This is a genomic window from Aquabacterium commune (assembly GCF_004362855.1).
Classification (GTDB): Bacteria; Pseudomonadota; Gammaproteobacteria; order Burkholderiales; family Burkholderiaceae_C; genus Aquabacterium; species Aquabacterium commune.
Window position 1 is genome coordinate 198118 of record NZ_SNXW01000006.1, and the last position, 25165, is coordinate 223282.

The 25165-nt window shown below is 68.3% G+C and carries 26 protein-coding genes; 18 read left to right on the top strand and 8 right to left on the bottom strand.

The window, feature by feature from the left end:
• Window positions 1-20: 20 nt before the first annotated feature.
• A complete protein-coding gene (locus tag EV672_RS11810) occupies window positions 21-578 on the bottom strand; it encodes an XdhC family protein (RefSeq protein ID WP_243738651.1) in 558 nt (185 codons plus the stop codon).
• A gap of 144 nt (window positions 579-722) precedes the next feature.
• Between EV672_RS11810 and guaD the strand changes: the two genes are divergently transcribed.
• Both guaD and EV672_RS11820 read left to right on the top strand, forming a co-directional pair.
• Window positions 723-2171 carry a guanine deaminase gene (gene guaD / locus EV672_RS11815; protein ID WP_133609427.1) on the top strand — a complete coding sequence of 483 codons (1449 nt, stop codon included), beginning with the start codon at window positions 723-725 and terminating at the stop codon, window positions 2169-2171.
• Between the two features lie 176 nt (window positions 2172-2347).
• Window positions 2348-5995, top strand: coding sequence for an indolepyruvate ferredoxin oxidoreductase family protein (locus tag EV672_RS11820; protein WP_133609429.1), 3648 nt, complete (start codon window positions 2348-2350; stop codon window positions 5993-5995).
• Here the strand turns inward: EV672_RS11820 and EV672_RS11825 are convergent.
• The gene (locus EV672_RS11825) at window positions 5958-6743 is read right to left on the bottom strand and encodes a DUF2314 domain-containing protein (protein ID WP_166643555.1); all 786 of its coding nucleotides are present in this window, start codon (window positions 6741-6743) and stop codon (window positions 5958-5960) included. The two genes, EV672_RS11820 and EV672_RS11825, sit on opposite strands and share 38 nt — an antisense overlap.
• Here EV672_RS11825 and EV672_RS11830 point away from each other — a divergent pair.
• The gene (locus EV672_RS11830; protein WP_133609433.1) at window positions 6742-7791 is read left to right on the top strand and encodes a DMT family transporter; all 1050 of its coding nucleotides are present in this window, start codon (window positions 6742-6744) and stop codon (window positions 7789-7791) included. The genes EV672_RS11825 and EV672_RS11830 overlap by 2 nt on opposite strands.
• A 7-nt stretch (window positions 7792-7798) precedes the next feature.
• Here EV672_RS11830 and ybiB read toward each other — a convergent pair whose 3' ends face one another.
• The gene (gene ybiB, locus EV672_RS11835; protein ID WP_133609435.1) at window positions 7799-8812 is read right to left on the bottom strand and encodes a DNA-binding protein YbiB; all 1014 of its coding nucleotides are present in this window, start codon (window positions 8810-8812) and stop codon (window positions 7799-7801) included.
• Window positions 8813-8919: 107 nt separating this feature from the next.
• On the opposite strand from ybiB, the gene dcd reads away from it, so the two are divergent.
• The 4 genes from dcd (at window position 8920) to EV672_RS11855 (ending at window position 11722) form a co-directional block, all read left to right on the top strand.
• Window positions 8920-9495: a dCTP deaminase gene (gene dcd / locus EV672_RS11840; RefSeq protein ID WP_133609437.1), complete on the top strand. Its 576-nt coding sequence runs from the start codon at window positions 8920-8922 to the stop codon at window positions 9493-9495.
• A 254-nt stretch (window positions 9496-9749) separates the two neighbouring features.
• On the top strand, window positions 9750-10145 hold the full coding sequence (locus tag EV672_RS11845; protein ID WP_133609439.1) for a DUF1801 domain-containing protein: 396 nt from the start codon (window positions 9750-9752) through the stop codon (window positions 10143-10145).
• A 46-nt stretch (window positions 10146-10191) separates the two neighbouring features.
• Window positions 10192-11067, top strand: coding sequence for a 3',5'-nucleoside bisphosphate phosphatase (locus EV672_RS11850; protein ID WP_243738652.1), 876 nt, complete (start codon window positions 10192-10194; stop codon window positions 11065-11067).
• Between the two features lie 31 nt (window positions 11068-11098).
• Window positions 11099-11722, top strand: coding sequence for an L-threonylcarbamoyladenylate synthase (locus tag EV672_RS11855; RefSeq protein ID WP_133609441.1), 624 nt, complete (start codon window positions 11099-11101; stop codon window positions 11720-11722).
• On the opposite strand, the gene EV672_RS11860 is transcribed toward EV672_RS11855, so the two are convergent.
• Together EV672_RS11860 and plsY are read right to left on the bottom strand one after the other, a co-directional pair.
• Window positions 11686-12141: a glutaredoxin family protein gene (locus tag EV672_RS11860; RefSeq protein ID WP_133609443.1), complete on the bottom strand. Its 456-nt coding sequence runs from the start codon at window positions 12139-12141 to the stop codon at window positions 11686-11688. The genes EV672_RS11855 and EV672_RS11860 overlap by 37 nt on opposite strands.
• A 7-nt stretch (window positions 12142-12148) precedes the next feature.
• A complete protein-coding gene (plsY, locus tag EV672_RS11865; RefSeq protein WP_133609445.1) occupies window positions 12149-12766 on the bottom strand; it encodes a glycerol-3-phosphate 1-O-acyltransferase PlsY in 618 nt (205 codons plus the stop codon).
• Window positions 12767-12947: 181 nt separating this feature from the next.
• On the opposite strand from plsY, the gene EV672_RS11870 reads away from it, so the two are divergent.
• The 11 genes from EV672_RS11870 (at window position 12948) to EV672_RS11920 (ending at window position 22074) form a co-directional block, all read left to right on the top strand.
• Window positions 12948-13709, top strand: coding sequence for a hypothetical protein (locus tag EV672_RS11870; RefSeq protein ID WP_133609447.1), 762 nt, complete (start codon window positions 12948-12950; stop codon window positions 13707-13709).
• A 74-nt stretch (window positions 13710-13783) separates the two neighbouring features.
• Window positions 13784-14860 carry an AI-2E family transporter gene (locus EV672_RS11875; RefSeq protein ID WP_133609449.1) on the top strand — a complete coding sequence of 359 codons (1077 nt, stop codon included), beginning with the start codon at window positions 13784-13786 and terminating at the stop codon, window positions 14858-14860.
• Between the two features lie 10 nt (window positions 14861-14870).
• A complete protein-coding gene (gene hda, locus EV672_RS11880) occupies window positions 14871-15593 on the top strand; it encodes a DnaA regulatory inactivator Hda (RefSeq protein ID WP_243738653.1) in 723 nt (240 codons plus the stop codon).
• 11 nt (window positions 15594-15604) lie between these two features.
• The gene (locus EV672_RS11885) at window positions 15605-16285 is read left to right on the top strand and encodes a histidinol-phosphatase (protein WP_133609451.1); all 681 of its coding nucleotides are present in this window, start codon (window positions 15605-15607) and stop codon (window positions 16283-16285) included.
• The gene (pcnB, locus tag EV672_RS11890) at window positions 16282-18000 is read left to right on the top strand and encodes a polynucleotide adenylyltransferase PcnB (protein WP_133609453.1); all 1719 of its coding nucleotides are present in this window, start codon (window positions 16282-16284) and stop codon (window positions 17998-18000) included. Before EV672_RS11885 ends, pcnB begins: the two co-directional genes overlap by 4 nt.
• A gap of 17 nt (window positions 18001-18017) precedes the next feature.
• Entirely contained in the window at window positions 18018-18590 is a 573-nt protein-coding gene (gene folK / locus EV672_RS11895; protein WP_424923153.1) for a 2-amino-4-hydroxy-6-hydroxymethyldihydropteridine diphosphokinase, read from the top strand.
• Window positions 18591-18807: 217 nt separating this feature from the next.
• Window positions 18808-19020 (top strand): 30S ribosomal protein S21, encoded by a 213-nt coding sequence (gene rpsU, locus EV672_RS11900; RefSeq protein WP_007833691.1) that lies wholly within the window; start codon window positions 18808-18810, stop codon window positions 19018-19020.
• A gap of 142 nt (window positions 19021-19162) precedes the next feature.
• On the top strand, window positions 19163-19609 hold the full coding sequence (locus EV672_RS11905; RefSeq protein WP_133609455.1) for a GatB/YqeY domain-containing protein: 447 nt from the start codon (window positions 19163-19165) through the stop codon (window positions 19607-19609).
• A gap of 44 nt (window positions 19610-19653) precedes the next feature.
• On the top strand, window positions 19654-20013 hold the full coding sequence (locus tag EV672_RS11910; RefSeq protein WP_133609457.1) for a protein tyrosine phosphatase family protein: 360 nt from the start codon (window positions 19654-19656) through the stop codon (window positions 20011-20013).
• Window positions 20014-20026: 13 nt separating this feature from the next.
• Window positions 20027-20557, top strand: a complete 531-nt coding sequence (locus EV672_RS11915; RefSeq protein WP_133609459.1) for a TRAP transporter small permease subunit — start codon at window positions 20027-20029, stop codon at window positions 20555-20557.
• A 26-nt stretch (window positions 20558-20583) separates the two neighbouring features.
• Complete coding sequence (locus EV672_RS11920) at window positions 20584-22074, top strand: TRAP transporter large permease (RefSeq protein ID WP_133609617.1); 1491 nt, start codon at window positions 20584-20586, stop codon at window positions 22072-22074.
• Window positions 22075-22077: 3 nt separating this feature from the next.
• Here the strand turns inward: EV672_RS11920 and EV672_RS11925 are convergent, their stop codons facing one another.
• The 3 genes from EV672_RS11925 to pmbA form a co-directional block, all read right to left on the bottom strand.
• Window positions 22078-22284, bottom strand: coding sequence for a hypothetical protein (locus tag EV672_RS11925; RefSeq protein ID WP_133609461.1), 207 nt, complete (start codon window positions 22282-22284; stop codon window positions 22078-22080).
• 161 nt (window positions 22285-22445) lie between these two features.
• Window positions 22446-23528, bottom strand: coding sequence for a TRAP transporter substrate-binding protein (locus EV672_RS11930; protein ID WP_133609463.1), 1083 nt, complete (start codon window positions 23526-23528; stop codon window positions 22446-22448).
• Window positions 23529-23661: 133 nt separating this feature from the next.
• A complete protein-coding gene (gene pmbA, locus EV672_RS11935; RefSeq protein ID WP_133609465.1) occupies window positions 23662-25086 on the bottom strand; it encodes a metalloprotease PmbA in 1425 nt (474 codons plus the stop codon).
• Window positions 25087-25165 lie beyond the last annotated feature (79 nt).

A 25165-nucleotide genomic window follows, 5' to 3' on the forward strand; every position in this document is an offset into this window, starting at 1 on the left:
CCTGGAACTGAGCCAGGGCCTCAGCGTCTGCCCTGCAGCAGTTGGGCCACAGCCGCGATGGCGATGACCGCGGGCGCCTTGCCCACGATGCCGGGCAGGCCGATGGGGCAGACCAGGCGCTCCAGCGTGGCCTGAACGGCGGCGTCGTGGGTGCCCAGTCCTCTGAGCTGCCCACCGATTTGTTCGATGAAACGCGCGCGCTTGGTCTGGGAGCCCAGCATGCCCAGGAAGGCGAAATCACCGCGCGCCAGGATGGCCTGCACGATGGGCAAGTCCACCGCGTGGCGGTGGGTCAGCACCAGGTGACAGGCACCTGGCGGCGCCTTGGCCACTTCGGCCACCGCGTCGTCGGTGAGCAGGTGCTGTATGCGCACGGGCAGGCCTGGGGGGGCAGACTCCGGTGCGTTGAACGAGAGCTCGGTGTTGTCGCAGCGCGCATCGATCCAGCGCACGGTGCAATCGACATCGACCAGCAGCCTCACGATGGCCCGGCCGACCGGTCCGGCGCCATGCAGTTCCAGGTGGAAGCGCGGGGCGGGCCGGTCTTCGTCGGTGTCGTGCGGGATGAGGGCTGTCAAGGGGTGGTGAAAAGGCGTCAAGGGCGTCAAGGCGGCAAGGGGCGGGCGGCGAAGTGGGCATCGGCACGGCCTCATCATACGGAGGCGCTCACCCCGCCCGGTGCCTGTCAACCCCAGAGCGGCCCACCCGACCGCGTCACCCCCATGCCCCTTGCCACAACCGCCCATCCAGCCAGCCAGGCCCCCAACGCCAGCCAAAGCCCCAGCCAAAGCCAGAGCGGCCACGCCGCCCCCGAGCGCCTGGTGCTGCGCGCCGATGTGCTGGACTTCACCGCCGACCCGGGTTTTGCCCCGCCTGCCGAAGCCCCCGGCGTGCGCTGGCGGCCCGACCACCGCGTGTGCGTCGAGGCCGGGCGCATCGTCGCCGTGCTGCCCGCCGCACAGGCCCTGCCCGAGGGGTGGGCCAGCGTGCCCGAGCAGGACCACCGCGGCCGCCTGCTGCTGCCGGGTTTCATCGACACCCATGTGCACTGCCCGCAGCTCGACGTCATCGCCAGCCACGGTGCCGAGTTGCTGGACTGGCTCAACACCTGCACCTTCCCGGCCGAGCGCCGTTACGCCGACCCTGCCGTTTCGTGCGACGGTGCCGAGCGCTTCCTGAAGGCCTTGTGGGCGCACGGCACGACCAGCGCGGTGGTGTTCCCCACGGTGCACAAGGTCAGCGCCGAGGCCCTGTTCGAGGCGGCCGACGCCCAGCACATGCGCCTGGTCACGGGCAAGGTGCTGATGGACCGCTTCGCGCCCGAGGGCCTGCTGGACGATGCGGCCGATGTGACCGTGGCCGAACGCGATTGCGCCGACCTCATCGCCCGCTGGCATGGCCGGGGGCGGCTGGCGTACGCCGTGACGGTGCGCTTCGCGGCCACCAGCACGCCGGCGCAACTGGCCATGGCCGGGCGGCTGTGCCATAGGCATGCGGGGCAGCCAGGAGCGCCGGGTGTCTTCATGCAGACCCACGTGGCCGAGAACCGCGCCGAGGTCGATTGGGTGATGTCGCTGTTCCCCGAGGCGCGCAGCTACCTCGGTGTGTACGAGCGCGCTGGCCTGCTGGGGCCTCGCGCCGTGCTGGCCCATGGCATCTGGCTGGACGCCGAAGACCGCGCGGTGCTGCGCGCGCACGGTGCCCAGATCGCCCACTGCCCCAGCTCCAACCTCTTCCTGGGCAGCGGCCTGTTCGACTGGGCGCAGGCGCAGCGCGAGGGCCTGCGCGTCAGCCTCGCCAGCGACGTGGGCGGCGGCACCAGCCTGTGCCTGCTGCGCAACATGGGCGACGCCTACAAAATCCAGGCGCTGCAGGGCACCCGCCTGAGCGCCTGGAAGGCCTTGCACGCGGCCACCTTGGGCGCGGCCGAGGCGCTGGGCCTGGGCAGCGAAATCGGCCGCATCGAGCCCGGCTGCATGGCCGACATCGCTGTGTGGGACTGGGCCGTGGGCGAAGTGGCCCGGCACCGCGATGCCATCGCCTGCGAGGCTGGGGATGGCTCTGTGGCCACCCTGCACCCGCGCGCCTTCGCCTGGATGACCCTGGGCGACGAGCGCAACCTGGTGGGGGCCTGGGTGGCCGGGCGCCAGGTGTTCGCGCGCGAAACGTGAACAAGGCGTGAACAAGGCGTGAACAAGGCCATGAACAAGGGCATGTTCACCCCGTGAAACCTCGCAAGCAGGTTTGATCTGGGCGGCCTACACTGGGTCCGTCACAGGGTTCCGGCTGCACGATGGCCCGTCCTGTTTTGCGGGATGCCGTCGTGCGACCGACTCAGGAGGTCGTCATGAACGCGCCACTCCCCGCCGAGGTGCTCCGCGCCTTGTCTTCGCTGTCACTGGAAGACAAATACACGCTGGAGCGCGGCCAGGCCTTCATGAGCGGGATCCAGGCGCTGGTGCGTCTGCCCATCCTGCAGCACACCCGCGATGCGCTGGACGGCTTGAACACCGCCGGCTTCATCAGCGGCTACCGTGGCTCGCCCCTGGGCGGCTACGACCAGGCCTTGTGGAAGGCCCGCGAGCACCTGGGCAAGCACCACATTGTTTTCCAGCCGGGCGTCAACGAAGAGCTCGGCGCCACTGCCGTGTGGGGCACGCAGCAACTGGCGCTGACACCGGGGCCGCAGCGCTTCGACGGTGTTTTCGGCCTGTGGTACGGCAAGGGGCCGGGCGTGGACCGCTGCGGCGATGTCTTCAAGCACGCCAACATGGCGGGCACCTCTCGGCATGGGGGCGTGGTGGCCGTGGCCGGCGACGACCACACGGCCAAGAGCTCGTCCATCGCCCACCAGAGCGACCACATCTTCAAGGCCTGTGGCTTTCCGGTGTTCTTCCCCAGCAACGTGCAGGAAATCCTCGACCTCGGCCTGCACGCCTTCGCCATGAGCCGCTTTGCCGGCGTGTGGACGGCGCTCAAGACCATCCAGGAGGTGGTGGAGTCGGCCACGACGGTGTCGGTGGATCCGGACCGCGTGCGCATCGTCCTGCCCGGTGATTTCGACATGCCCGAAGGCGGCGTGCACATCCGCTGGCCGGACGCGCCGCTGGCCCAGGAAGCCCGCCTGATGGACCACAAGTGGTACGCGGCCCTGGCCTATGTGCGCGCCAACCGCCTCAACCACACGGTGCTGGACAGCGAAGGCGCGCGGCTGGGCGTGATGGCCAGCGGCAAGGCCTGGAATGACCTGCGCCAGGCCCTGCACGACCTGGGGCTGGATGACGACGCTTGCCGTGCGCTCAAGCTGCGCCTGCACAAGGTGGCGGTGGTCTGGCCGCTGGAGGCCAGCCTGACGCGCGAGTTCGCCCAAGGCCTGCAAGAGATCCTGGTGGTGGAAGAAAAGCGCCAGATGATCGAGTACCAGCTCAAGGAGGAGCTCTACAACTGGCGCGAGGATGTGCGTCCCAATGTGCTGGGCAAGTTCAGCGAAGGCGAGGGCGACCTGACGGGTGGCGAGTGGTCGCACCCGCACCCGGCCAGCCGCTGGCTCCTGCGCGCCCAGGCCGACCTGAACCCGGCGCTGATCGCCAAGGCCCTGGCCCAGCGCCTGGAGCGCCTGGGCCTGCTGCGCGACGCGCCCTCGCACCTGCGCGAACGCATCGCCGAACGCCTGCGCGTGATCGACGCCAAGGAGGCTGCGCTGGCCCAGGGCAACGCAGCCGGCGCCAGCCCTGAGCGCGCGCCCTGGTTCTGCAGCGGCTGCCCGCACAACACCTCCACCCGCGTGCCGGAAGGCTCGCGGGCCATGGCCGGCATCGGCTGCCACTACATGGCGCAGTGGATGGACCGCAACACCGGCATGGTCACGCAGATGGGCGGCGAGGGCGTGGCTTGGGTCGGCCAGGCGCCCTTCACCGACGAGCCGCACGTTTTCGTCAACCTGGGCGATGGCACCTACTTCCACTCCGGCCTCCTGGCCATCCGCCAGGCCATCGCGGCCAAGGTCAACATCACCTACAAGGTCCTTTACAACGACGCGGTGGCCATGACGGGCGGCCAGCCCATCGACGGCAACCTCAGCGTGGCGGCGATGACGCGCGAGTTGGACGCGGAAGGCGTGCGCCGCATCGTGGTGGTGACCGACGACCGCGGCCGCTATGCCCAGGTGCATGACCTGGCCGCCGGCGTCGAGCTGCGCCACCGCGACGACCTCGACGACGTGCAACGCGAACTGCGCCAGACGCCTGGCTGCACCGTGCTGATCTACGACCAGACCTGCGCCACCGAGAAGCGCCGCCGCCGCAAGCGCGGCACGCTGGCCGCGGCCCCGGCGCGCGTCGTCATCAACGAGCTGGTGTGCGAGGGCTGCGGCGACTGCACCGTGCAGTCCAATTGCCTGAGCGTCGAGCCGGTGAATACCCCTCTGGGCCGCAAGCGCCGCATCAACCAGAGCAGCTGCAACCAGGACCTGTCCTGCGTCAAGGGCATGTGCCCCAGCCTGGTGAGCATCGAAGGCGGGCGCCTGCGCCAGCCCAAAGCCGCCACCGGCTTGCCCGAACTGGCCCACCTGCCGCCGTTGCCCGAGCCCCGCTTGCCCGATGCCAGCCGCGCCTGGGGCATCGTGGTGGCTGGCATTGGCGGCACGGGCGTCATCACCATCGGGCAGCTGCTGGGCATGGCGGCCCACCTGGAAGGCCGGGGCGTGGTCACGCAGGAAGCGGCTGGCCTCGCTCAAAAGGGCGGCGCCACCTGGAGCCATGTGCAGATCGCCGACCGGCCCGAGGCCATCTTCACCACCAAGGTGGGCACGGCCGAGGCCGACCTGGTGATGGGCTGCGACCCCATCGTCACGGCCTTGCCGGCGACGCTGGCGGTGATGCGGGCCGGGCGCACGCACATCGCCCTCAACACCCACCACACGCCCACCGCCGCGGCCATGACCCAGCCCGACTGGCACTACCCCGGCGCGCAGTGCGACCACGTGCTCGCCGATGCCGTGGGGCACGGCGCCGACGCCATCGCCCGCCTGGACACCGTGGCCCTGGCGGAGAAACTGCTGGGCGATGCGATTTACGCCAACCCGATGATGCTGGGCTTTGCCTGGCAAAAGGGCTGGGTGCCGCTGAGCCTGCAAGCGCTGACGCGCGCCATCGAGCTCAACGCCGTGCAGGTGGAGCGCAACCTGCAGGCCTTCGCCTGGGGGCGCCATGCCGCCCACGACCCGGCCCGCATGGCCAGGCTCTTGCTGCCGGCGCAGCCGGTGCAGTGGTTCCCGCGGGCGGGCGGCCAGGGTGTGCCGGACGGCGGCGCACCAGACAGCCTCGACGCCATCGTGCAACGCCGCATGGCCCACCTCACCGACTACCAAAGCGCGGCCTACGCGGCGCGCTACGAGGCCTGGGTGACGCGGGTGGGCGAGGCCGAGGCCATGCTGGGCGGCCAGCGCCTGACCCGCGCGGTGGCACTGCAGCTGTTCCGCCTCATGGCCATCAAGGACGAGTACGAGGTGGCGCGCCTGCTGAGCTCTGACGCCTTCCGCCAACAGGTGGCGACGCAGTTCGAGGGGGATTGGCGCATGGTCTGGCACCTGGCGCCTCCTGCGCTGGGCGAAGGCGCAGGGAAGGGTCAACCCGGCGCCCGGCCGGCCAAGCGCGCCTTCGGCCCCGCGTGGGCGCCGCTGCTGCACGGCCTGGCCTGGGCCCGGCGCCTGCGCAACACTTGGCTGGACCCGCTGCGCTTGAGCCACACCCGCCGCGAGGAGTTGGCCACGCTGGCGGCCTACGAGGCCTTGCTGACACGCCTGCTGGCCGGCTTGCGCGCCGACACGCTGAACGAAGCCTGCGAACTGGCCGAATCGGCCGAGGCCATCAAGGGATTCGGCGTGGTGCGACAGGCGCATGCCGCGCCGGTGCTGGCGCGCTGGCAGGCTTTCAGCGGCTTCGGTGACCTTGCCGGGTTCAGCGCGCCTGGCAGTCCAGACCGTAGGAGCGCTTGATCTGTTCGACCTCGGCGGGCGGCGCCTTGGACAGCTGCACGCAGGTCGTGCGGTTGCCGTGCATGGTGCGCTTGGACGCATCGACGTACATCCAGTCCACCACGTCTCTGCGCTGGAAGCGCCATTCCTGGCCTTCCTTGACGCCCTTGAGCAGCGTCGGGGCGTTGTCAACGCGGCCCTTGAAGGCCCCCTTGCCAGCGGCCTCGAAGGGCGTGATCCAGATGAACTCCTTGCGCTTGCCTTCGCGGATGGCCACCCGCATCGACACGGTGGTGAGTTTCGGGTCGCCACTGGCGGCGATTTTGAGGAAGTCGTCCAGGGTGTCTTGCGCCTGCTTGAAAGCCGCGCGCATGGCCGGGTCGCGCTCGTCGATCTCGACCACCGCTTCCTGGCGCTTGGCCGCCTCTTCGCGGGCCTTCTTCTGGCGCTCGGCGAGGATCTGCATGGCGGCGTTGGTGGCGGCCGCGTTGGGACCGGAGGCCTGCGGCGCGGCGGCCTTGGCGGCAGGGGCCTGCGCAGGGGTGCCGACCGCGTCGGCGGCATGGGCGAGGGGTGCCCACACCGTGACGGACGGGGCGACGAACAGGGCCAGGGTGGCAGCGAGCGTGTGAGAGAGGCGCATGGGCAGCTGGGCGGTGATGTGGCTGGAGGCGAGGATGGCGGCGTGACCGTTGGCCACAACCACATCAGAGTGTGCGGCAATTTGCGGCTGAGGTTGAGGCGCCTCTTCGGGTAAGGTCTGTGCCATGTCGACGTCTGCCGCCTCTTCTTCCCCCGAACAACGCCGCTGGCAAGGCCTGATGTGCGCCCTCGCTGGCGCCGTGGCCTTTTCGGGCAAGGCCATCGTGGCCAAGCTGCTGTACCGCCAGGGTGCCGACGCCTTCGCCGTGGTGGGCCTGCGCATGGCCATGGCCTTCCCTTTGTTCCTGCTGATGGCCTGGTGGTCGAGCCGCGAGCGGCCCACCGAGGCGGGCGCGCGCGCCCCCATGAGCGGCAAGCTGGCGTGGCAGGTCCTCGGTCTGGGTTTTTGTGGCTACTACCTGGCCAGCACGCTGGACTTCCTGGGCCTGCAGTACATCAGCGCCAGCCTGGAGCGGGCCATCCTCTACCTCAACCCCAGCATCGTGCTGCTGCTGTCGGTGCTGCTGCTGGGCCAGCGCCTGCGGCTGGCGCAGTTGGGGGCGATGGCGCTGTCGTATGGCGGCGTGCTGGTCGTGTTCCTGCACGACTGGGATGTGGCCACGGTGGTGTCGGGCGCGGCGCAAGGACAGGACCCGGTGGCCGCGGTGGTGACCGGCAGCGTGTTGGTGTTCCTGAGCGCGCTGTCGTATGCGATTTACCTGATGGGCAGCGGTCAGCTGGTGCAGTCCTTGGGCTCGCTGCGGCTGGTGGGCTGGGCCTCTTGCGCGGCTTGCGTGATGTGCGTGCTGCAGTGGGTGCTGGTGCACGCCTTCACCGAGGGGCGCCTGGGCGGCGTGGCGCAGCTGCCCTGGCAGGCCTGGGCCTTGTCGGCGCTGAACGCCACGGCCTGCACGGTGCTGCCGGTGTGGCTGGTCATGCGCGGCGTGCAGTTGCTGGGCGCTTCGCTGGCCTCGCAGGTGGGCATGGTCGGGCCGCTGTCCACGATCTGGATGGCCGCCTGGTGGCTGGACGAGCCCGTGACCTGGCGCCTGATGCTGGGCACGGCGGCGGTGCTGGCGGGCATCGTGGTGCTGTCGCGGGCTTCGAAGGCACAGCCTGCTTCACAGGCCGCACAGGCGTCGCAGCCGGCGGGCCCGACCGTGGGCGGTCGCTGAACGAAGGTCAGGGCCGGGAGGCGTCGGGCTCAGCCTGGGGCGCGTGCGCGCCCAGTGCACTCGGTGTGTTCAGTGCGGCCAGCGCCGATCCGAGGCAATCCGCCTGGGCCGCGATGGCCGCGGGCAAGGGCGCTTGGCCCTCGACCACCGACTGGATCCACGCTGCGGTGACGTCGGCCTCGCGGCCCTCGGGCAGTTCGGGCAAGCTCACCAGCACGCCTTCCACGGGCGCGCGGCACAGGGCTTCTTCCCGCTGGCCTTGCAGGAAGACGTCAAAGCGCGGCTGGCGGCGGGCGTCGGCCACGGGCTCGCCTTCGGTGCCGCGCATCAGCAAGGCGTTGGCCTGGACCAGGGCCAGGTAGTTCGACAGCGACGCCGCGTACTCCGGGTGCGTGTGGTTGACGACCTGCATGCCCAGGCCCAGCGGGTTGAGCAGCTTGGCCACGGTGTGGCCGGGGTTGCGCAGGCCGATGACCCAGCGCACGGCCAGCAGCCGCGCCAGGGCAGGGCAGAGCACCTCGGTGGGCATGAAAACGGGCTGGCGGGCGGCCCAGGCGCTGGCCACGTCGGCAGCTCCCTCGGCCACGGGCCAGCCGCCGGCCGCAAAGACCTGGGCGCTGGTGATGCGGGTCGGGTCCTGGCGCGGGCCATGCACCAGCACGGCCACGCCGCGCTGTGCGAGGGCCCAGGCCAGCAGGGGTGTGAGGTTGGGCAGCTTGCGCGAGCCGTTGTAAGAGGGCAGCAGCACCGGGCCCAGCAGCGGTGCGGTCGCCGCAGCCTGCGCTTGCGCCAGGGCCGGGCGCAGGTCCAGGCAACGTTCGTGGGTGGCCTGCACGAAGCCAGCCAGCTCTTCGGCGGTTTCGCCCTTGATGCGCATGGCCAGGCAGAAGGCGCCAAGCTCCAGGTCGCTGACCTGGCCGTCCAGCACCTGCGACATCAGGTCGTGGGCCTGCTCGGTGCTCAGGGCGCGTGCGCCGTCCTTGCCCCGGCCGATCTCCTTGATGTATGCCGCGATCGCCATGTGCTGCTTCCTTGCTGCGCTGTGTGTCGGGGAGATTATCGGCGTCGCGCGGGTCGCCATGGTCCTGCGCGATCAAGCACAATCACGTCCTTGTCACAGGAGCACGCATGAGCATCAAGTCCGACCGCTGGATCCGCCGCATGGCCGAAGAGCACGGCATGATCGAACCCTTCGAGCCCGGCCAGGTCCGCCACGCCGCAGACGGCCAGAAAATCGTCAGCTACGGCACCAGCAGCTACGGCTACGACATCCGCTGCGCCCCCGAGTTCAAGGTCTTCACCAACATCTACTCGACGGTGGTGGACCCGAAGAACTTCGACGAGAAAAGCTTCGTGGACATCGAAAGCGATGTCTGCATCATCCCGCCCAACAGCTTCGCACTGGCCCGCACCGTCGAGTACTTCCGCATCCCTCGCAATGTGCTGACCATCTGCCTGGGCAAGAGCACCTACGCGCGCTGCGGCATCATCGTCAACGTCACGCCCTTCGAGCCCGAGTGGGAAGGCTACGTCACGCTGGAGTTCTCCAACACCACGCCGCTGCCGGCCAAGATCTACGCGGGCGAAGGCTGCGCGCAGGTGCTGTTCTTCGAGAGCGATGCCGACGACGTCTGCGAGACCAGCTACGCCGACCGTGGGGGCAAATACCAGGGCCAGACCGGCGTGACCTTGCCCAAGACCTGAGCTGGGCGGGGCATCCTGCACGGATACCGCCCCGGGGTATCTGCGCAGGCCGTCACGGACCGTTACAATACCGGCTGACATCGGGCAAAAGCCGGTGCTGCACACCATTCAAACGGGAAGAGACCACACGGCCACCGTTGGCGTGCGTGCAGCCCAGGCCGCCCAGGCAGAGCCATCACACAGAAGCGCAGGTTTCAGGGAGGGGGTGTGGTGGCGATGGTGTCGTTGTTGTACCTCCACCTTTGGGCCACCCCATGCGCCGTCCGCTTCAATCTCCCGCGTTGGTCAACGCGTTCTACGACAGCCTGCGTCCCGAGCAGCGCGAAACCGCCCAGGCCATGCACCGTGCCATCCTGGCCGCGGTGCCCCACCTCCGTCCGGAGGTCAAATGGGGCAATCTGTGCTTCATGAACGAGAACGACAACCTGATGGCCATCGTGCTCTTCAAGGCCAACGCCCACTTGCAGGTCTTCAACGGCATCATGCTGGTTGGCGAGTTCCCGGAGCTCGAAGGCTCGGGCAAGGGCATGCGCCACATCAAGTCGCGTTACCGCCAGCCCGTCAACGAACAACTCGTGCGCGAACTGGCCCTGGCCAGCCTGCAGGCCCACGCCGTGCAGCAAGCCCGCCATGCTGCCCGCTGGGGTTAAGCCAGGTCGTTGTCCCGCATGGCACGGGACTTGTTAGCATCTGCCCATGCCCATGCCCATGTCCAACGTCGCACCCAACGCAGACCTCCACTGCCACTCCAACATCTCTGACGGCACCCTGTCGCCCGAGGATGTGGCCGCGCGTGCGCACCGCAATGGCGTGACGCTCTGGTCGCTGACCGACCACGACGAAATCGGCGGACAGCACCGCGCCCGTGCGGCCGCTGCGGCCCTGGGCATGGACTACCTCACCGGCACCGAGATCTCGGTGACCTTCCTGCACAAAACTGTGCACATCGTCGGCCTGGGCTTCGATGCCGACGACGCCCAGTTGCAGCAAGGCCTGGCCGACACCCGCGGTGGCCGCGAGCGCCGTGCGCGCGACATGGCCGACGAACTGGCCAAGGCGGGCATCCCGAATGCCTTCGAAGGCGCTTTGAAGTACGTCGGCAACCCCGACCTGATCTCGCGCACGCACTTCGCGCGCTACATCGTCGAAACCGGCCGCTGCGCCGACCCGCACGAGGTGTTCCGCCGCTACCTGGCCGAAGGCAAGCCGGGCTTCGTGCCGCACCGCTGGGCCAGCCTGAAAGACGCTGTGCACTGGATCACCGAAGCCGGCGGCATCGCCGTCATCGCCCACCCGGGCCGCTACGACTTCACGCCGAACGAGGAGTACGCGCTGTTCTCCGAGTTCAAGAACCACGGTGGGCGGGGTGTCGAGGTGGTCACGGGCAGCCACACCGTGCCCGAGTACCAGGAATACGCCGACATGGCCCGCGAGTTCGACTTGCTGGCCTCGCGCGGCTCCGATTTCCACGATCCCACCGAGAGCCACACCGACCTGGGCACCTTGCCCGAGCTGCCCGCGCGCCTGACGCCCGTGTGGGAGGCCCTGACCGAGCGGGTGCTGAGGGCTTGAGTCCGCCCTCAAGCCTTCCTGCTTCCCACCCATGGCCCAGTATTTCGAAGTGCACCCCGAGCAGCCCCAGGTGAGGCTGCTCAAACAAGCCGCCGACCTCCTCCACAAGGGCGGTGTGGTGGCCGTGCCGACCGATTCCAGCTACGCCCTGGTCTGCCACCTGGACGACAAGGCCGCGGTCGATGCCCTGCGCCGCATCCGCGGTGTCGATGAGCGCCACCACCTCACGCTGCTGTGCCGCGACCTCTCCGAGCTGGCCAGCTACGCCCGGGTTGACAACCAGCAGTACCGCCTGCTCAAGCTGGGCACGCCGGGGCCGTACACCTTCATCCTGGAAGCGACCAAGGAAGTGCCGCGCCGCGTCTCGCACCCCTCGCGCCGCACCATCGGCCTGCGTGTGCCGGACCACCGCGTCACCCAGGCGCTGCTGGAGGTGATGGGGCAGCCGCTGCTGGCCACCACACTGATCTTGCCGGACCACGACGAGGCGCTGAACGACGCCCACACCATCCGCGAGGTGCTGCAAAAGCGCGTCCAGGCGGTGGTCGATGCAGGCCCCTGCTCGCTGGAGCCCACCACCGTGATCGACCTCAGCGGTGGCGGTGCACAAGTGCTGCGTCAGGGACGCGGCGAGGTGTCTGCGCTGGGCCTGTGAGCAGGTCGTTGAGCCGGTCCTTGAGTAGCAGGCTGCTGGGCATCGAGCTTGGCCATGGCCGACGCCACCCAGGCCGGGCTGAAGCCCAGGTTCCACAGCACGCCAGCGCCTGACTCTGCCGACCCCACCCGCACCAGCGGCACGCCCGGCGCACCCTGGGCCTGGTAGGCCTCCTGGCAAGCGGCATCGTGCTCGACATGGCATTCGCGCCAGCGCACGTCCTGTGCGTTCAGCCAGGTGCGGGCACGGGCGCAGTAAGGGCAGGTGTCCGTGCTGAAGACGACGAGTTCGTGTTGCTGGCTGCCCAGGCGCACGGCCTCGGCGAAGCGGCGGTCCTGCCACCATGACAAGGCCTGACTGCCGCCCCACACCAGCAGCACAACGATGGCCAGACTGCGCAGGGAGGCCCAGTTCGTCATGGGGGCCTCAGGCCTTCTGCCCGAGCTTGCTTTCCTGGCCGGCCAGGAGCTTGCGGATGTTGGCCGCGTGGCGCCAGATGAGCAGGGCGCTCATCACCCCACAACCCACCGTGGCAGGGCCCCAGCCCCACCCGAGGCACTGGATCAGCGGTGCCGACAGCGCAGCCGACAGCGCGGCCAGCGAGGAATAGCGGAACACCACCGCCATGCCCAGCCACACCAGCAGCACCAGGCCACCCAGGGCTGGCGCAAAACCGAACAGCACGCCAGCGGCCGTGGCCACCCCCTTGCCGCCTTCGAACTTGAAGAACACCGGCCAGAGGTGACCGATGAACGCTCCCAGGCCGATGGCCGTCACCGTGAGGGCGTCCAGCCCCCAGCTTTGCGCGATGGCCACGGGCACATAGCCCTTGAGCGCATCGAACAGCAGCGTCAGCACGGCCGCACCCTTGTTGCCGGAGCGCAGCACATTGGTGGCGCCGGGGTTGCCCGAACCATAGCTGCGCGGATCGGCCAGGCCGAACAAGCGGCTGACGATCACGGCAAACGACAAGGAGCCGATGAGGTAGGCGGCCAGCGTGCCCAGGGCGAGCACGGCGCGGGGGTCGAATTCAGACAGGTTCATGCGGTCACAGACATGGCTGGGAAGTGCGCGCAGTGTAGTGGCTCGCGGTGGCAGCGTGGCGCAGGCTGTTCCTCGGGTGGGGGATGTGGGCGGGGGAAGCGGGGTTTGCCCCACGGTGGCCGGGCTGGCTCGCGATGACAATCGCCGCATCCTGATGAATGTTCAACATGATTTCGCCCGCATGATCACCACCGATCGTTCCTCATCCTCCGGGCGCCGCGCCTGGTGGGCGGCTGGCCTGGGCCTGATCGCCTTGCTGCTGGCCGGGCTGTGGTGGTCGCCTCGCCCTGATGCCGATGCGCGCGAGCAGGGCGCAGCCTCCGGGCAGGGCTTGCGGGTGGGGGCGGGTGAGGGCGCTGCCTCGGGCGTGCAGTTCGGGCCCGGTGCTTCGGTGGCCGCCCTGGTCGCACCGACGGTCTTGCCCGATGGCCGCCCGTCTGATTTCTCGCCGCAAGACTGGGCGGCGCTCAAAAGCGCCATGGCCCAGACGGCCAAGCCCGAGGCCGAGCTCAAGCGCGTGGTGGCCTACCTGCGCTTCCAGAAGGGCTTTGAGCAGTGGCAGAGCCTGCGCGAGTCCAGCGACATGGCGCGCCGCCAGCAACTGGCCGCCTCCCTGGTGGACCAACTGCCGGAGCGCTTGCGCCAGGGCGAGGTGACCATGGGCGAGGCCTTGATGCTGGCCTCGGCCCTGTGGACCGACCTGGAGCCCAACGAGGACAAGCGCAAGGTGCGCCTGGAGGAAGTCCAGGCCGTGCTGGCCAGTGCCGCCCCGCAGCCCGATGCCGCGCAGCAATCCCGCGAGGCCGCCCAGCAGGCCGAGTACAAGCGCCGCGAGGCCGCCATCGTGCTGGAGTACCAGTCGCGGCCCGAGTCCCAGCGGGACCAGGTCTGGCTGGAGGGGCAGCTGGACACGGCGCGCCGGGCGGTGTACGGCGCCAACTGACGCATCCTGTCCGGACCCTGGCTGGGCCGACGTGCCGACGGCGGGCGGCCCAAGGCCCGTAAAATGCGGCTGACATGACAGCGACACCCCCCCGCGCTCCGCGTTCCCTCCTGCCCTGGCTCCTGGCCGCCCTGGCCACCGCTGCGGTCTGGTGGCATGCGGCTGTGCTCTTGCCCTTCGTGATCAGCCTGGTACTGGCCTACGTGCTGGAGCCGGCCGTGGCGCGCCTGGTGCGTGCCCGCGTGCCGCTCCCACTGGCCGTCGGCCTGTGCCTGACCGTGTTGCTCCTGCTGGTGTCGGTGTTGCTGGTGCTGCTCGTGCCCATCGTCTCGCAGCTGGTGCCCATGGTGCGTGCGCAGTTGCCCGACCTGCTGGTGTCGCTGTGGAAGGGCGTGGTGCCCACCTTGCAGCAGTACGGCCTGGAGCCGCCGACCAGCGTCGATGAAATCAAGGCCGAACTGGCCGACCTTTTGCAAAGCCATGCCGCAGACTGGGGTGGTGCGCTGTGGAAATCCGTCCTGGCGGGGGGCAGCGGCCTGATGGCGTTGGCCGGCCTGGCCCTGCTGGTGCCCATGCTGGCGTTTTACTGGCTGCTGGATTGGGCGCGGCTGATGGGCCAGGCCGATGCGCTGCTGCCGCCGCGCTGGCGCGTCCATGTGCATGCCCTGCGCGACGAGATGGACGCCTTGATGGGTCAGTACCTGCGCGGGCAGTTGCTGGTGATGCTGATCCTGGCGGTCTATTACAGCGTGGGTTTGAGCCTGGCGGGCTTCCGCCTGGCCTTGCCGATCGGCGTGTTCACCGGGCTGGCCGTGTGCATCCCTTACCTCGGTTTTGGCATCGGCCTGTTGTTGGCCTTGCTCGCCGGGCTGCTGCAGTTCGGCGCGGCGGGTGTGTCCTACCCCTTGGTGTCCGTGGCCCTGGTCTATGGCATCGGACAGGTCATCGAGAGCTTTGTGCTCACGCCGCGCCTGGTGGGCGAGCGCATCGGCCTGCATCCGCTGGGCGTCATCCTGGCCCTGATGCTGTTCGGGCAGTGGCTGGGCTTCTGGGGCATCCTGATCGCGTTGCCTTGCGCCGCCTGCGTGACCGTGCTGGGTCGCCATCTGCTGAAGCACTACCGCGACAGCACGTTTTTCACCTCGGTGTGAGGGTGTGCCCATGACGTCGCGCACCCCGGCCATGCGCCAGCTCCTGCTGGACCTCGGCCACGAAGCTGTGCCCGACCTCGATGCCTTCCTGCCCGGCGCGAACGCCGAGGCGCTGTCCTGGCTGCGGGCGTGGCCGGCCCACGACGGGCCCTTGTCGCCGCTCTACCTGTGGGGGCCGTCCGGCGTGGGCAAAACCCATTTGCTCAGGGCCATGATCGAGCGCGCGCTGGCCCTGGGCTTTGGCGTGGTCTGGCTCAATGCCCAAACCTGCCAGATGTGGGATGGCGCCCAGCCCGAGTCGCCCACCCTCGCGCTCATCGACGACTGCGAGCGCCTTGACGCCGAGGCCCAGCACCTGGCCTTCAAGCTCTTCATCGAGTCGGCCGCTGCGGCCTCTGCCGAGGCGCCGCCGCTGTTCATTTTCGCCGCCGCTCAGGTGCCCTCGGTGGACCTGCCCGTGCGCGACGACCTGCGCACCCGGCTGGGCTGGGGCCTGAGTTTCGCGCTGCAGCCGCTGGACGAAGCCGGCTTGCGCCACGCCCTGCAACAGGAGGCCGAGCGCCGCGGCATGGCCTTGAGCGAAGATGTGCTGGCGCACCTGCTGACCCGCCACCAGCGCGATTTGGGCTCCCTGATGGGCATGCTCGACCGCCTGGACCGCTACGCCCTGTCGGCCCACCGGGTCGTCACCGTGCCCTTGATCAAGGAAATGCTGGCTGCAGAGCCGGCTTGAAACCTCCCGCCATGACCGCACCCCAGAACCTCGCGCTCTTCGACCTCGATCACACCCTGCTGCCGCTGGACTCCGACCATGAGTTCGGCGAGTTCATCATCCGCCAGGGCCTGGTCGATGGTGAGGACTACCGCCGCCGCAACGACAACTTTTACCAGCAGTACCGCGAAGGCACGCTGGTGCTGGACGACTACATCGCCTTCTCCACCAGCGTGTGGCGACAAATGGACGAGCAGGCCCAGAAGGCGCTGCAACAGGCCTTCATGGAGGCGGTGATCCTGCCGGCCATGCAGCCCCAGGCCATCGAGCTGGTCGAGCAGCACCGCGCCCAGGGCGACCTGCTCGCCATCGTCACGGCCACCAACGAATTCGTGACCCGCCCCATCGCGCAGGCCTTCAACGTGGACGACCTCATCGCCGTGCGCCTGGTGCGCGACGCGCAAGGCCGCGTGACGGGCCGCATCGACGGGGTGCCATCTTTCCGCGACGGCAAGATCACACGTGTGGAACAATGGCTGGCTGACCAGGGTCGCCACCTGGGCCAGTTCGAGCGCGTGAGCTTTTACAGCGACTCCCCCAACGACCTGCCTTTGCTGGAGAAAGCCACCCACCCGGTGGCCACCAACCCCAGCGCCGAGCTGGAAGCCGTGGCCCAGGAACGGGGCTGGCGCATCCTTCGACTGTTTGCATGATCAAAAGCCTGATTCACAAGATCCTCGGCAAGCCGGCCGCTGCCAAGCGCACGGCCCACGCCCCCCACGCCCCCCACGCCGCGCATGCGCCCGGCCACGCGCCCGCCGCGCCCAAATCTGGCAAGCCGCCGCGCATCCCCGTGGGCAAGCGCGTGGACGTGCCGGCCTCCGAGCACGGCATCGACCCCAAGCTGGTCGATGAGCGCGCCCGCAAGGTCGTCGAGACGCTGCAGGACGCCGGCTACGAGGCCTACATCGTCGGCGGCGCTGTGCGCGACCTCATCCTCGGGCACCGCCCCAAGGATTTCGACGTGGCCACCAACGCCACCCCTGAGCAGGTCAAGGGCCTGTTCCGCCGCGCCTTCATCATCGGTCGGCGCTTCCGCATCGTCCACGTGGTGTATGGCCGTGGCCGCGAGCACGAGGTGATCGAGGTCTCGACCTTCCGCGCCTACCTCGACGCCGATGCGGCCGAGCAGGTCGCGGGCAACGAGAAAACCTCGCGCAAGGAGCTGGCCGACAAGTCCCACGTGGTGGACGCCAGCGGCCGCGTGCTGCGCGACAACGTCTGGGGCCCGCAGGACCAGGACGCCGCGCGCCGCGACTTCACCATCAACGCGATGTACTACGACCCCCGCACGGAGGTCGTCGTGGACTACCACGGCGGCATTGGCGATGCGAAAAAGCGCTTGCTGCGCATGATCGGCCACCCCGAAACGCGCTACCGCGAGGACCCGGTGCGCATCGTGCGTGTCGTGCGTTTCGCGGCCAAGCTGGGTTTCGAGATCGAGCCGAAAACGCGCGAGCCCGTGCAGGAGATGTCCGAGCTGCTGAGCAATGTGCCGCAGTCGCGCCTGTTCGACGAAATGATCAAGCTGCTGCAGACGGGCCACGCGCGTGCGTCCATCGAGCAGTTGCGCAAGCAGGGCCTGGACCGCGGCGTCTTCCCCATCCTGGACGCCGTGTTCGACGAGGCGCGCCGCCACCCGGGCCGCGAGCAGTTCGTGCAACTGGCCCTGGCCGACACCGACCGCCGCGTCTCCGAAGGCAAGCCCGTGGCGCCCAGCTTCCTGCTGGCCTGCCTGCTGTGGCACGACGTGCTGGCCCACTGGGAGCGCAACGTGGCTCAGGGCGAGCCGAACTTCCCGGCACTGCAATCGGCCACCGACGCGGTGTTCGACGCGCGCATCGGCGACATCTCCGGGCGCGGCAAGCTGGCCACCGACATGCGCGAAATCTGGACCATGCAGCCCCGCTTCGAGCGGCGCACCGGCAACGGCCCGGCCACGCTGGTCGAGCAACCGCGTTTCCGTGCCGGCTTCGACTTCCTGCGCCTGCGCGGCCAGGTGGGCGAGGTGGAGCCTTCCCTGGCGATCTGGTGGGAGAGCTTCTCCCTGGCCGATGCCACCGAGCGCCGCCAGATGCTCGACGAAGTCCGCCAGCAAGGCGCGGCGGGCGGCGGCCGCAGGGGCGGTGGGCGTTCGGCGTCCGCAGGCAGCCGCGGCAACGCCGCGAACCCGACCGCATCGAGCGACGACGGCGATGCCGACTTCGCGGCAGACGACGCGGGTGGCGCCGCCGGAGAAGCTGGCATCGGCGGTGACGCCCCCGCCCGCAAACGCCGCCGTCGCCGCCGCAAACCGGCAGGCGAGGGCGCTGCCCGCGAAGGCTCGGGGGCTGCCGCTGGCGGTGGCTCCGGCGGGACGGCCGATTGACCCAAGCCGCCCAAGCCCTGGCGCCATGGGCCACCGAGGCCCATGCGCTGCGGTCGCTGCCCCGCTGGCATGCCTGCATCGGACTGGGTGGCAACCTGGGCGACGTGCTGGCCAGCATGGTCGCTGCGCTGAGCGCGGTGCACACGCTGCCCGGCACCCGGGTGGTGAGCGTGTCCTCGGTGTACAACACGGCACCGGTCGATGCCAGCGGCCCGAACTACCTCAACGCGGTCGCCGTGGTCGCCACATCGCTGGGGCCGCACGAATTGCTGCGCGCCCTGCAATCGCTGGAACTGGCGCAAGGCCGCGAGCGCCCCTACCGCAATGCCCCCCGCACCCTGGACCTCGACCTGCTGTGCCACGGTGACGCGCTGCTGACCACCCCGACGCTGACCCTGCCGCACCCGCGCATGGCCGAACGTGCCTTCGTGCTGCTGCCCCTGCGCGAGGCCTTGGCCAACTTGCCGACATCCCCGGCTGCCGCTGGGGTCTGCCTGCCGACCTTGCCGGCGGAGGCCGAACAAGCGAAAATGGCCCGTGCACAAGGCATCGCACGGCAATGTGGCTTCCCGGTGAATTTCGGGATATAATCGCGGGCTTAATTGGTGGGCTCGCTGCATGTTTGCAAAGAAGTCCTCTTGAGATGCGCGTTGGATTCACTATCGAGTTGGTGCCTGTAGAAGGGCTCGAATTCGTCCGGTGGGCCCACCGGATGGTCGAATTCAGCTTGAGTTCGGTAAATCACAGCGCGCCGAGAGGCCATGCCGCCAGCCCGATGAATGCATTCACATTGAAAGCGAATCTCTGATGACGACCATCCGTGTCAAGGAAAACGAACCCTTCGACGTCGCTCTGCGCCGTTTCAAGCGCACCATCGAAAAGCTGGGCTTGCTGACCGACCTGCGCGCCCGCGAGTTCTACGAAAAGCCCACCGCTGAGCGCAAGCGCAAAAAGGCTGCCGCCGTCAAGCGCCACTACAAGCGTGTGCGCAGCATGCAGCTGCCCAAGAAGCTGTACTGATCTTTTGATCTGAACGCTTCTTGACGGTGTCGATGCAGCCTTTGCTGCACGACCTGCTCACTCAGACCCGCGCGGGGACGCCCATGCGGGTTTTTGTCATTCTGGCGAGCCTTTTTCACCTTCACCGCACAAGGACCCCACCATGAGCCTGCAACAACGCATCTCCGACGACATGAAGACCGCCATGCGCGCCAAGGACGCCGAGCGCCTGGGCACCATCCGCATGCTGATGGCCGCGATGAAGCAAAAGGAAGTCGATGAGCGCGTCACGCTGGACGACGCCATGATCGTGGGCATCGTGGACAAGCTGATCAAGCAGCGCAAGGATGCCGCCCAGCAGTACGAAGCTGGTCAGCGCCAGGACCTGGCCGACAAGGAAAAATCCGAAATCGTCGTGCTGGAGGCCTACCTGCCGCAGCGCCTGAGCGCCGATGAGGTGAACGCGGCCGTGAAGGCCATCGTGGTCGAGCTGGGCGCTTCGGGCCCCGGCGACATGGGCAAGGTCATGGGTGTGGTCAAACAGCGACTGGCAGGCCAGGCCGACATGGGCCTGGTGTCTGCGGCAGTGAAAACCGCACTGGCACCTTGAGTTCGCCGTCGTACGATGGCGTTTTTGAACCGAAGCACCGCACCATGAGCCAATCCGTGCAGATCCAGGCCATTGCCGAAGACGTGTACGTCGCCCCCCAGTTGACCCCGGAGGCCATGGCCGCGGCGGCCGAAGCAGGCTTCAAGGCCGTGCTGAACAACCGCCCCGACATGGAAGGCGGCCCCGACCAGCCCACCAGTGCTGCGGTGGAAGCCGCCGCCAAGGCTGCGGGCTTGCAGTACGCCCACCTGCCGGTGCAGGGCGGGGGGCAGACGCCCGAGGAGATCTCGCGCTGCGCCGAGTTGCTCCAGACCCTGCCTCGTCCGCTGCTGATGTTCTGCCGCAGCGGTGCGCGCTCGGCCAACCTGTACCGCCAGGCGATCGCGCTGGGCGACGCCGACTGAGGCGCTGCAGCTCATGCAGACCTTCATCCGCTGGGTGGACACCCTCTCGCGCTGGTTCGGCGTGCTGGCTGCTTGCGCCTTGTTCGCCGCCTGCATGATCAGCGCTGGCAATGCCCTGCTGCGCTACACCCTCGGCATCGGCTCCAACGCCTGGCTGGAAGTGCAGTGGTACCTGTTCGGCATCGCGGTGTTCGCCGGTGCGCCCATGCTGCTCAAACTCAATGAGCACGTGCGGGTGGACGTGATTTATGGCGGTCGCTCGCCGCGCACCAAGGCCTGGATCGACGTGATCGGCCTCCTGGTGGTGCTGCTGCCGCTGTGCGGCATCGTCGCCTGGCTGTCCTGGCCCTTCGTGGTCGAGTCTTTCCTGCAGCAAGAGCACTCGCCAAGCGCGGGTGGCCTCATCCGTTGGCCGATCAAGGCGGCCATGCCGATCGGGTTCGCCCTGCTGGGCCTGCAAGGCCTGGCCGAGCTCTTGCGTCGCATCGACTTCCTGCGCGGCCGCACCGAGCTGGACATCCATTACGAAAGGCCGCTGCAGTGACCGAGATCTCCAACCTCGCGCCGATCATGTTCGGCTCGCTGGTGCTGGCCATGTTGCTGGGCTTCCCGGTGGCCTTCACGCTGGGTGGGCTGGGCCTGGGCTTTGGCTACTACGCCATGTCGCAGGGGCTGTTCAACGAAGCCTTCATGGGCAATTTGCCCCTGCGCCTGTTCGGCATCGTCTCCAACGAGCTGTTGCTGTCCATCCCCTTCTTCACCTTCATGGGCGCCATCCTGGAGCGCTGTGGCCTGGCCGAAGACCTGCTGGAAGGCACGGGCCAGCTGTTCGGTGGCAAGCCGGGCGGCCTGGGTTTCGCCGTCATCATTGTGGGGGCCATCCTGGGCGCCATCACGGGCACGGTGGCGGCCAGCGTCATCGCCATGGGCGTGATCTCGCTGCCCATCATGGTGCGCTATGGCTACGACATGCGCTACGCCACCGGCGTGATCGCTGCCTCGGGCACGATCACCCAGCTCATCCCGCCTTCGCTGGTGCTGGTGGTGCTGGCCGACCAGCTCGGGCGCTCGGTGGGCGACATGTACCTGGGCGCCATCGGCCCTTCTCTGTTGCAGACCGCCATCTTCCTGCTGTTCACGCTGGGTGTGGCGCTGTTGCGCCCGCAATGGGTGCCGCCGCTGCCGGAGGAGGCCCGCACGGTGCGCGGCTGGCCGCTGCTCAAGCGCGTGCTGTGGGGCATGCTGCCCTCCATCGTGCTGATTTTCCTGGTGCTGGGCACGCTGTTCATGGGGCTGGCCACGCCGACCGAAGCGGGCGCGCTGGGCGCCATCGGCGGCATGGTGCTGGCCGCCTTGCACAAGCGCCTGAGCTGGTCGCTGGTGTGGCAGGCCATGGATTCGACCATGCGCGTCACGGCCATGGTGATCTTCATCCTGCTGGGCTCCAGTGTGTTTTCGCTGGTCTTCCAGGGTGTCGATGGCAACCTCTGGATCGAGCACCTGCTCACCAATTTGCCGGGCGGCGCCTTGGGCTTCCTCATCGTCGTCAACCTGTTCGTCTTTTTCCTGGCCTTCTTCCTCGATTTCTTCGAGATCGCTTTCATCGTGGTGCCGCTGCTGGCACCGGTGGCGCAGAAGCTGGGCATCGACCTGGTGTGGTTCGGCGTGCTGCTGTGCGTGAACATGCAGACCAGCTTCATGCACCCGCCCTTTGGCTTCGCGCTGTTCTACCTGCGTGGCGTGGCCGATCAGATCCACAAGAGCGGGGCCATCGCCAAGCCCATCCAGTCCAAGGACATCTACCTGGGGGCCATTCCCTGGGTGCTGATGCAGCTGAGCCTGGTGGCGATGGTGATCTTCTGGCCGGAGTCGGTGACCTACTGGCTCGACAAGGAGGCGGTGGTGAACACCGACGAGGTGCACATCGAGATGAAGATCGATGACACCGGTGCGCCGGAGGATGTGCCTGCCGAGGTGCCTGTCGAGGTGCCGTCAGCACCCGAGGCACAGGGCGACAGCGACCCGGCCCAGGCCGTCAAGGACGCGCTGAAGGCACGCTGAACCTCAGCCCTGGCAAGCCTGGCGCTTGGCATGGGCCCACAGGCCCAGCAAACACAGACCGACCGCGGGCAAAGGCCAGTGCCAGAAAGCGCAGAGCGCCCCGCCTGACCAGGCCATCAGGCTGAGGGTGCGCCAGGTGCGCGTCAGGGCGGGCTGGCTCCAGTCCTGGTGCTGGCTCAGGGTGCGCGAAGTGGCATGAGGTTGGGGCATGTGAGCGGCCGGTTGCGGCTCGGGGGCATCCCGCGCCATGACCTTGCTTCGGCCGACCACGCTGCGACTTGAGAGCGGGCATTCCCTGAGGCCCGTGCGGGTGGCACTTCCAACACGGAATGCGCACCCGCCCGGGGCGGATCAGGCGGCTCGGCCGTCGCTCAGAGCTTGGCCGACTGCATGTAGCGGTCGAACGTGGCCTCGGTGAAGCGGAACCACAGGTTCTGGTCGGCACGGAACTTGGCGTAGTCTGCGTACACCTTGCGCCACGCCGGGTTCTTCTCGTTGAGCTCGCTGTAGATGTCCATGGCGTGCTTGAAGGCGGCGTCCAGCACGGGCTTGGGGAACTGCACCAGCTCGGTCTTGGCAGCCACCAGCTGCTTGAGCGCCAACGGGTTGCGCGCGTCGTAGCGTGCCTGCATCTCGGCGTGGGCGTGCGACGCGGCAGCTTCCACCATGGACTTGTACTCGGCCGGCAGGCTGTCGTAAGCCTTCTGGTTGATGAAGAAGTCCAGCTGCGGGCCACCTTCCCACCAGCCGGGGAAATGGTAGTGGGGCGCGACCTTGTAAAAGCCCAGCTTCTGGTCGTCGTAGGGGCCGACCCACTCGGCCGCGTCGATGATGCCTTTCTCCAGCGCCTGGTAAATCTCGCCACCGGGCAGGTTTTGCGGCACCACGCCCATGCGCTCCATGACGCGGCCGGCAAAGCCCGCCACGCGCATCTTCAGGCCCTTCATGTCGGCCAGGGACTTGATGGGCTTGCGGTACCAGCCGCCCATCTGTGCGCCCGTGTTGCCGCCGGGGAAGTTGATGATGTTGTACCTGGCGTAGAACTCGCGCATCAGCTTGAGGCCATTGCCTTCGTACATCCAGGCCGTCATCTGGCGGGAGTTCAGGCCGAAGGGGATGGTGCAACCGATGGCGAAGGTTTCGTCCTTGCCGACGAAGTAGTAGGGCGCCGTGTGGGCCATCTCGACGGTGCCGCTCTGCACGCCGTCCACCACGCCGAAGGGCGGCATCAGTTCGCCGCCGGCATGCACCGAGATCTGGAACTTGCCGCCCGACATCTCGCCGATCTTCTTGGCAAAGACATCGGCCGCGCCGAAGATGGTGTCCAGCGACTTGGGAAAACTGGAGGCCAGGCGCCAGCGCAGTTGCGTCTGCGCATGGACGATGGCGGGGGCGGCTCCTGCGGCCAGCACGCCGGCAAGACCGGCATGGTTGATGAAGGCACGACGTTGCATGGCGGTGGGTCTCCTCGGGTTGTGACTCCCGAAAATTCTAGGAGCGCCGTGCGTCCGTCAGAGCCCCATCTGAGCAGGGCTTACCCGCAGGTGTGGTGCGGGTGAGGCACCGATGCCGTGCGGGCTTGGCAGATCAGCTGCCCTGGCCGGCGATCTTCATCTTCTCGATGAGCACCGAGCCGATGGTCTTGCTGCCGTAGGTGTAGGCGTCGGCGCCGACAGCCACGATCTGCTGGAACATCTCGCCGAGGTGACCAGCGATGGTGATTTCCTGCACCGGGTACTGGATGACGCCGTTCTCGACCCAGTAACCCGCCGCGCCGCGGGAGTAGTCGCCCGTGACGTAGTTGACGCCCTGGCCCATGAGTTCGGTCACGAACAAGCCCGTGCCCAGCTTCTTGAGCATGGCCTTGAGGTTGTCTTTCTTGTCGGTTTTCTTGTGCGTCAGCACCAGGTTTTGCGAGCCGCCCGCGTGACCGGTCGTCTTCAGGCCCAGCTTGCGTGCCGAGTAGCTCGACAGGAAATAGGTCTGCACCACGCCGTTCTTGACGATCTTGCGCTTGCGCGTCAGCACGCCTTCGTCGTCGAAGGGGGCGCTGCCCTTGCCCTTGAGGATGTGCGGGTCTTCGGCGATGTCGATGTGCTTGGGGAAGATGGGCTGGCCCAGGCTGTCGAGCAGGAAGGTGGCACGCCTGTACAGCGCACCGCCACTGGTGGCTTGCACGTAGGCGCCCAGCAGGCCGGCGGCCAGGGTGTTTTCGAACAGCACCGGCGCTTCGCAGGTGGGGATGCGGCGTGCCTTCAGGCGGGCCAGCGCCCGCTCGGCCGCGTAGCGACCCACGACTTCTGCCTTGGCCATGTCGCGGGCATCGCGCTCGGAGGTGTACCAGAAGTCGCGCTGCATGTCGCGACCGCGGCCGGCGATCGGCGAGACCGACAGCGAGTGGCGCGAACTGGCATAGCCGCCCTGGAAGCCGCGGCTGTTGGCCGCCCAGAAGTGCGATTGCTGCGCCGACACGCCCGCGCCTTCGGAGTTGGTGATGCGCGCATCGACGCCCATGGCCGCGTCTTCGCAGCGGCGGGCGATCTCGGCCGCACCTGCGGCATCGATGGCCCAGGGGTGGAAGAGGTCGAGGTCGCGGCGGGCGGCCTTGCCCAGGGCGAGGTCGTCTGCATCGGGCAGGCCGGCGGCAGGGTCCTCGGCCGTGTGGCGGGCGATGTCGTAGGCGGCCTGCACGGTGCGCTGCAGCGCCTCGCGGGAGAAGTCCGAGGTGGTCGCGTTGCCGCGGCGCTGGCCCAGGTACACGGTGATGCCCACCGTTTTGTCGCGGTTGCGCTCGACGTTTTCGAGCTTGCCCTTGCGCACCGACACCGACAAGCCCGCGCCCTCGGACACTTCGGCCGAGGCATCGGACGCGCCCAGCTTTCGGGCCATGCCCAGCGTGTCCTCGATGATCTGCTGGAACTGTTCGCGGCTGTAGGCAAAGCCGGTCGAGGGCGCTGCAGGGGTGGCGTTCGCGGCTTGGGCTGCTTTGTTGGCTGCTTTGGTCTTGGGCATGTGTGCGTCTGGAAGAGCTTCTGGAAGAGCGTCAGGATGGCGGACATCGACCCGCAAGCGCGGGCCACCCGTATCATAG